7 protein-coding genes are annotated in these 8,227 nt (G+C 39.9%); 3 read left to right on the top strand and 4 right to left on the bottom strand.

Annotated features, from left to right (window positions below; translation table 11 throughout):
* Positions 1–260: 260 nt before the first annotated feature.
* Positions 261–2,819 carry a transglycosylase domain-containing protein gene (locus EKM61_RS10405; protein WP_068223446.1) on the bottom strand — a complete coding sequence of 853 codons (2,559 nt, stop codon included), beginning with the start codon at positions 2,817–2,819 and terminating at the stop codon, positions 261–263.
* 223 nt (positions 2,820–3,042) lie between these two features.
* Here EKM61_RS10405 and EKM61_RS10410 point away from each other — a divergent pair, with 223 nt between their 5' ends.
* Positions 3,043–3,726: a YjjG family noncanonical pyrimidine nucleotidase gene (locus EKM61_RS10410; RefSeq protein ID WP_068223449.1), complete on the top strand. Its 684-nt coding sequence runs from the start codon at positions 3,043–3,045 to the stop codon at positions 3,724–3,726.
* Between the two features lie 109 nt (positions 3,727–3,835).
* Here EKM61_RS10410 and EKM61_RS10415 read toward each other — a convergent pair whose 3' ends face one another.
* The 3 genes from EKM61_RS10415 to EKM61_RS10425 all read right to left on the bottom strand — a co-directional run bounded on the left by EKM61_RS10415 (position 3,836) and on the right by EKM61_RS10425 (position 6,603).
* Positions 3,836–4,975, bottom strand: a complete 1,140-nt coding sequence (locus EKM61_RS10415) for a baeRF6 domain-containing protein (protein WP_068223452.1) — start codon at positions 4,973–4,975, stop codon at positions 3,836–3,838.
* Positions 4,976–5,074: 99 nt separating this feature from the next.
* Positions 5,075–5,617, bottom strand: a complete 543-nt coding sequence (locus EKM61_RS10420; RefSeq protein WP_068223455.1) for a biotin transporter BioY — start codon at positions 5,615–5,617, stop codon at positions 5,075–5,077.
* A gap of 14 nt (positions 5,618–5,631) precedes the next feature.
* Positions 5,632–6,603, bottom strand: a complete 972-nt coding sequence (locus tag EKM61_RS10425) for a biotin--[acetyl-CoA-carboxylase] ligase (RefSeq protein WP_068223458.1) — start codon at positions 6,601–6,603, stop codon at positions 5,632–5,634.
* Between the two features lie 208 nt (positions 6,604–6,811).
* On the opposite strand from EKM61_RS10425, the gene EKM61_RS10430 reads away from it, so the two are divergent.
* Positions 6,812–7,060, top strand: coding sequence for a hypothetical protein (locus EKM61_RS10430; RefSeq protein WP_068223461.1), 249 nt, complete (start codon positions 6,812–6,814; stop codon positions 7,058–7,060).
* A 239-nt stretch (positions 7,061–7,299) separates the two neighbouring features.
* Entirely contained in the window at positions 7,300–7,758 is a 459-nt protein-coding gene (locus EKM61_RS10435; RefSeq protein ID WP_068223464.1) for an ASCH domain-containing protein, read from the top strand.
* Positions 7,759–8,227: the final 469 nt, after the last annotated feature.

Raw genomic sequence — 8,227 nt, forward strand, 5'->3', positions numbered from 1 at the left:
AGAATCAATGTTTTGAAATTGGTTATTTAATCGTGCGAATAAGAGTTACTCATTTACACAAAATTATTGACACTCTCATTTTTCAAGCCAATATGTTAGCAATGCTATTGATGGCAATTGGAATGCTACTAAACGCAATTATTAATCTGGGTGCGCACTACCAAACTAAAAAGTAGACCAAATTAAATGAGCAACATAAAAAGGCGGGCAACTTACTAATCAATTTCTGGTTAGTAAGTTACCCACTTTTTTATAATAGATTATTCACTTGTTGTTCCGATACCAATGTTTTGGCGTTTATTAATTGACGTTGAACTACTACTTGGAATAACTTCGCCACCAAGTAGGGCAGCATCCGGGTCACCACCATTAAAATAGTTTTTCCAGAAAGCGTTATAAGCTTTTTGGGAGCCGCCGATCGCAAATCGATATTTAACCGGATCAGGTGACCAGCCGGCGTAAAGTGACTTGGTTTTACTTCCGCTAATGGCCTGGCGTGATCCTTGATAACTTATTCGTCCTGGTAAGCGGCCAGTTGACTTAGTAACAGAAACTTCTGTCACTCCAGAAGGGCGAGTGCGCCGTTGGGTAGTTCCAAGAATGCTACTATCCGTGGTATTAATCGCATTAGCCAAGTTGGTCCAGTAAGCATTGCTAACTTCACCAGAAGTATCCGTCAGGTTATACGAGTTTCCGTAGAAATTATCGTAACCAGTCCAAGTTGCTAATGTAACCTTTGGCGTGCTACCGACGAACCAACTATCCCGGTTATCATTTGAAGTACCAGTTTTACCCACAAGATTGCTGGTATTAAACGTTGCCGCACCAGAAATTTGACTGGCAGTTCCCTGGGTAACAACGGAACGCATCATGTTTGACATTACATAAGCCGTTGCAGGCGAGAAAACCTGGGTTGTTTTTGGTTTATGTTGATAAACAGTCTTTCCGTTATTGTCAGTAATTTTTGAAACAACGTAAGCATCAGTGTGTTTACCACTATTTGAAAGTGTGGTATAGGCGCTGGCCTCATCGGCAACACTAACCCCGTACTGGGTTCCACCAAGGGCCAAGCCAAGTTCCTTGTAGTCTTTACTGGTTAATTTAATCCCCATTTTTTCCATGTAGGGTTTTACGGAGCCGTGTTTACGTACTTGATTGTAGAGGTTGACGGCAGGAATATTGTAAGAATATTTAAGGGCATCTCGGGAACTAACAAAACGATTTTGAATTGTTTGACCATAATCAGTTGGCTTATAGCCATTATAATTAACCTTGAAATCAGCGATCTTAGTCCCTGATCCAATAAGCTTACGCTGAATGGCAGGACCGTAAACTAATAGCGGTTTAATTGATGAACCAGGGGAACGTTTAGTATCAAAGGCGTGATTAATTTGGGTGACGGAGAAATCACGTCCGCCAACGAAACCAAGGACTGCGCCGGTGTGATTATTAAGCAACACGCTACCATTTTGTGCAGGTTCTTTAACGTGAATTGTTTTGCCAGTCTGCGGGTCAGTTGACGTATCTTCATGCGTTGGACCAAAGGTGTTGCCTTGTTCTTGGACCACGTTTTGCATACTATCGTAGACAGATTTATTGATCGTGGTGTAAACATGATAGCCACGTTCGGTCAACAATTGGGAAGCCTGCTGATAATACTGTTGATAGAGGTTGTTATCTTGATTGACCTCAGTTGCGGTCAGACCATCTTTTTTGTAAAGTTGCTTCATTAAAATATTTCGTGCGTCTTTAGTAACTAAGTTATAAACGTAACCGTATTTTTGGGTCGGTTCTGGATTCGGCTGCTTACTAAGAAAGTCTTTTTTGAGATCGTACTTTTCAGCGGTTTGCCACTGTTGTTTGGTAATTTTATTGTCACGGTACATTCTGAATAAAACGACGTTCTTACGGTCTAACGCAAGTGAAAGATCCTTTTTCAAGGAACCATTATTCTTGTAAGGGGTGTAGACTGAAGGACTTTGTGGCAGTCCGGCAATAAAGGCGGCCTGGGCTAGATTTAGGTCGCTGGCTGGTTTGCCAAACAAACCCTCGGCTGCCTCTTGAACGCCAGCAACGTTCTGGCCCTTATTATTTCGACCAAAGGTAGCCGCATTTAAGTAAGCCTGTAAAATTTCTGATTTTGAAAAGTATTTGTCAACCCGTAGAGCAAGTAAAATTTCACTGGCCTTACGTTTAAATGTTGTTTCAGAATTCAATAATTGCATTTTAACTAATTGTTGGGTCAAGGTTGACCCACCAGTTTGCGTACCAATTCCGGTTAAACTGGAAAAAAGGGCACGTACGACTGATTTAGGAACGACCCCATGATGTTGATAGAAGTATTGATCTTCCGTTGATGTAATCGCCTTAGTTAAATTTGGTGAAATTTGGTTAATTGAAACTGGCGTGCTAGTGATATTTGTTTGTAATTCACCTAATTTAACGTTCTTAGCAAAATATAAATTTGAGGGTGCGTAGTCACTATTAATTGCCGTTTTCATTGTGTTATAACTTGGTATTGTATCTTTATTGAGCAATGACGCAAAATAACCTAGGCCAATTCCTACCGTTAATGTGCCAACAATCAATAAAAATGAAGCAATATGTAAGAATAAACTCTTTAAGACACTTATCGTGATGTTTAAATAATAAAAGAAAGCTTCACGTGGGGTTGCATTTTCTTTGAACGTGATCTTTGGAAAACGCAAAAATTCAATAATACCATGCCCTAAACGACTAAAAAAGCCACGCATACCCTTCGTATGGTTACCCGAGCGTGTGCGTCGGTCAGACCTTGAGTTATGGTCTTTCAACTTCATCCCACCTTAATAAATCAAAATACTCCTATGTATTATAACAGATTGCTTTTTAAATGCAGTGCAAAATTTAAGAAGTTAACAAAAACGAAAACTTTTTGCTGAAAATAGGGCTGGTAGCGAAATACAAAAAATGGCATGATAGTAAAAAGTGTTATTAGCAGCATAAACTAGATGTTGCATTCACGTAAAATAGACATTAGATTACTGAGGAGACCTGATCGCGATGTACACAACTTTACTATTTGACCTAGATGATACGTTACTTGATTTTAAAGCGGCTGAAAAGCAGGCACTAAGGAGCCTTTTCCAAGAATTACAGCTACCATTAACGCAAACAATTCAGCAACGCTATGCTACATTAAATACTGGCTTATGGCAAGAGTATGAATTAGGAAAAATCACTCGGGGAACACTGCTAAAAACGCGGTTCACACGTTTATTTAGGCAACTGGGCCAGAAAATTGACGGTGTTGCCTGTGAAAAAAGGTACCGAACTTATTTAAGCGGCGGACACGCGTTAGTCCCACATGCCAGTGAGGTTTGCGGAATCTTGAAACAAAATTTTCATTTGGAAGTTGCCACAAATGGAATTGCTAAGATGCAGCTGCGGCGATTAGCGGATTCAGGCTTGGCTAATTATTTTGAACGTGTTTTTGTTTCTGAGGAGGCAGGCTTTCAAAAGCCGCAGCCAGGATTTTTTAATTATATTGCGCAAGAATTACCGTATTTTGATAAGGACAAGACACTAATAATTGGGGATTCGTTGACGTCAGACATTACTGGTGGCAATCGCTTTGGGATTGATACTTGTTGGTTTAATCCTAATTTGCTTACCAATCAAACAAGCATCACACCAACATTTCAAATCAGGCAACTACCCGATTTGGTCAAATTACTGGAACAATAAAAATAAACACGAAATAAGTAGTAAATTTCACTAGTGATCTAGTCCGTGAAATTACTATTTGTTTCGTGTTTTAGTTTAGAATTTTAAAGACGTAGTGGTTAAATGGTTCTTAACGATAACGACTAATGGCACAAGCAGTCTGTCCCTCTGGCATTTGTTCACTGGGAATAATTACTACTTTACCACCAAAGTTTAACGTATAATCACTTAGGTCAAAGAGTAGATTATGGCGTTGGCCGATGGAAGTACTTTGATCTAGTCCATCCGCCGTCATAATTCCGGCCGCAAAGCCATCTTGTGCCAGCAGCAAAGTATCAATTTGTCCGGCTTTAGCGGCCAGAACCAAATCTTGCGAGGTTGTAAGAATCTTTCGCTGGGGAATTGCATTTTGGTAGCGATCTAATGTGATTGCGACAATTGCAGCGGCCCACTGTTGGTGTAACGGTTCAGTTTGTTTTTGAATTTGCTCTTTACTGAGATTAGCGGGGGATGCCGTAATCCTTAGGTGCTGTGCCAAGGCGCTATTTTTACTTAGTTGACGGAATAACGCTTGATTTTCGCTTAAACCGAACAGAATTAAACGTTTTGAATCAACGTGGTCGATGAGATAATCATCAATTGCCTGGTAATAATTGCGATGGTCAATCTCAGTTTCTTCATCCTTTGCGTTATGGCCGTGATAGCTAACACTACCAGCACCATCGCCGTTTGTCCGGAAATTAAGGTCACCACCCTTGATTTCATCACCTAAGGCCTTTTTAAGTGTTGTTGGTGCGTCTTCCGGGAATATGATTTCGTTGAAGCGTTGACCTTGGTATTTAAAGAGCCGGAAACTATCTTGGTTTAGACAGAGCAATGTATAGTCAAACTGACGCTGACTGTTATTGATAATAGGCATCAGATCTGGGAAACGGCTCACACTGACCCGCTGTGTGACTGCTGCGTTTAAACGGGTAACCATCATTTCATTTTGATTGACGATAATTCCTAGACTGACCGACAACTGATCGCGCCAAAACGTTGCATCACTTAATAATGGGGTTAATTGTGCTTCAAAAGCTGACCAATTTGTTTCGGGAAATAGGGTGGTAAACTGTTCTTTAGCTTCCTTTAACAAATTCTTATAGGTGATTTGCGATTTTTCTGCCTCATTTCGTAGTGGCAGTGTATTCAGATAAATCGAGACAAACGGGCCATGCTGAAGATCGTTAAGTAATGTTTTCAAGTCAATGTAATGTGTTGTAACCATAAAATAGTCCTCCTTTGGTGATGAAAGTATTGCCAATTTAGGCTACCTTAAGGTTAACAAGTTATTGGGATAAAAGCGATAAATATGCTAATGGCTTTTCTAATCGGAAATCTGGAAATAGCGAATTCGTTTGTAAAGTAACGCACCAAGCCATCCGGCCGCGGCGGCCTTAATGATTGCGGGCACAATAAAGGGCATGAAGCCGGCATTAAAGGCGGCGGTAGCAGAAAGGTGACCGCTAAATGCTAACCAAATAGTTCCCATGATTAAAGTTGCGAATGCGCCTAATAGGTTAGCGGTTATGGCGTGAAAATAGTGATAACCAAAATGTTGCAGGTAGCTGCCGGTAATCCAGCCAGTTAATAGAAAGCCAAATAAAAAGCCCCCAGTTGGTCCAAATAACGCGCCGATGCCTGATGCCATGCCGGCAAAAACGGGTAATCCAATTAGGCCAAGTAGAAGGTAGATTGTGATTGCCCAGCAACTATATTTTCTTTTAAGTACTGTGGCACAGAGTCCAACGGCAAATGTTTGCCCAGTTAAGGGGACTAATCCAAGTGGGACAATTAATTGCGAAAAAATAGCAATAATGATGGCAAATTCTGCTGCTAAAATAAATCCTTTTAATTGTGTGTGGGTCATGTGTTGATCTCCTTTTATTGATAGTAAACTTTAGTGACTTCTCCTGAACTAATTGCCCGTTGACCAGTAGTCGTTTGTAGAAGGAGTTCACCATGATTGTTAATACCAGTTACTAGTCCGCTAAGTTGCTCATTACCTTGTTTGAGCGTTACTTGCTTACCGGTTAAAAGTGAATTTTCGCGATAATCAGTTAGAAATTGGCCTGCAGAATAAGCAGGGTAAATAGAAAAAAACTGCGTTAGAATTTCGGCGATTAACTGATTACGTGTTGTTGTTGGTTTTGTTGTGAAAAGGGCCCCAACTTTGTTTTGTAAGTTATTGTCTAGTGGTGTTTCTGGTGCCGCAAAATCCAGGCCGATTCCGATAATAACGTCAGTAATATGTTGGGTTTCAAAGTCGGTGACTGCTTCCGACAAAATACCGCAGATCTTTTTATCCCTTAAATAAAGATCATTCACCCACTTTATTTTAGTTTTAATGCCAGTTGTCAGTTTAATTGCGCGAAAAACAGCAACGGCGGTGGCAGTTGTTAGTAAACCAACGTCGGTTAACTGAGTTGTCGGTTTGAGAAGTAAACTAAGGTAAATCCCGGAGTTCTTTGGAGAAATAAATGGCCGACCGTAACGCCCATAGCCACGTGTCTGTTGATTGGTAATTAAAACTTGGGGCACATCATTACGCTGGGCCGCAAGTTCTTTTGCCTTTTGATTAGTGGAAGCAAGAGTGGGGTAAACGCTTAATGGTAGTGTTTGTAGTTCGTTGGGTAAAAAATGCTGAATAGCAGTTTTGCTAAGCAGATCATTTTCCACGTAACGGTAACCAAATTGGGCCTTGCTTTCAATTAAGTAGCCGTCCTTTTTAAGTTGCTGAATGGCCTTCCAAATTGCAGTTCGTGAAAGGTTAAGCCGTTGCGCTAAAATTTCCCCGGAAACAAATTGATCACCGGTTGCAATAAGTTCTTGAAGCAGATGTTCTTTAGTTGACATTTTTATCAGTCCTTCAATTCTTGTTAACCATATTAAATTAATGGTTAACAGAATAATAACTTAATTAATTATAAAATGCTAGCTAAAATGATAGAGAAATATCATTTTATTTCCGTGGGCGTATTAAGTTTAGATTACGAATGGGTCAAAAGTAATTTTTTGATTAGAAAGCATGTTAAGCTTAATGTATTAAAAGGGAGGTAATGTTGTGACCTGGGAGCATTTTTTGGAACATCGTGTTGACGACCAAAAAGGTGATGGGCACAGTGTGACCGTTGACGTGCCAAACGCTAAAGAACAGTTGACACTAAAGATTGACGCTGATGTGTACGCGACGTTGGCAAAAGAGAACGGTAAGCTGGAGCAACTGGTGAAGCACTTATTAAGTCGTCACCGGAAGCAAACTACGAAAGAGACCATTGTAATCAATAAGCGTAATCTTCGAATTTTCCTTTAGGCTTAGAATATGTTTGGAAAAGCAGGGAAGACCATAATCGCTATTGATTAACAAGAGTGCCGCAGACAAGTAATATCTTCGTTGCGGCATTTTTTCTCGTTTGGAATACGTTTGTCAAAAAAGTACCATCTATCGGTTAGACAACATTCTTTAATGAATCACTTAATTAACTTAGCCAATTGTAAATTGCTAAGCTTTTTTTTATAATTAAATTAATTTAATGATTGTGGAGGTAAGGGATGAATAATGAATCGGCACAAAAAATGTGGGCGGCTTTTGTAGCGGAGCATCCAGAAATTACGGCTACCTATGATGTTTGGTCTTTCGGCAGTACAGCCGAATCTGCCGATCAGTTGGCACGATTAGTGATTGCGCATCAAAAAACGGCGACGACTTCAAATTATGCACTGTATCAGTTAACTAATGAACCAGTGCCAACCGTGGGGCGCTACAGTGTTATTTTAAATGGTCATCAGCAAGCAGTTGCCATTATTCGAACAACGGCCGTTCAGGTACTCCCTTTTGGGGATGTTGGCGTTGACCAGGCCTATGCGGAAGGTGAAGGCGATCAAACGATAGCCTACTGGCGAAATATTCACCGTAAAGTATTTACTGATGAGTTGGCCGCCGTTCAAAAAACGTTTACGGATCAATCACTAGTTTTGCTGGAACAATTTGCGTTACTTTTTCATGATTAGGCGTATTTCAAAAGTTATTCAGCTATTTGCGCTTTTGAATTTGTTTCTAAATTATTTTTTGATTTTTTCGGGTGAATTACATAATAAAAATAACAACTGCTAGCAATGATAAACGGAGTGGGTTAGAATAATACTAATTTAGATTATTTTTGTACCAATGCAAAAATAGACATTAGCGTAATTAGGAGGATATTTAATGCATTATGAAAGTAAGGTCTTCACGACTTATGCTCAAGAGCTTGAGCACCGTTTAAACAAGGTATTGGCTGATATTAGCGACAATGATCATGAGTTGGTGGATGTTAAGTTAACACCGATTAAAAAGGCTCTCTGTCAAATCCTGTTGATAGCCAATTTTACAGTGTTAGAAGTTAGGCAACTTCTAATGCTGTTTTTTTATTTGGTTTGGTGCGCATTTGTTGTAGTTTGATCCGTGAAACTAAATGGTGATAGTTGCGAAAACCAAAGG

Source organism: Loigolactobacillus backii, from assembly GCF_003946275.1.
Classification (GTDB): domain Bacteria; phylum Bacillota; class Bacilli; order Lactobacillales; family Lactobacillaceae; genus Loigolactobacillus; species Loigolactobacillus backii.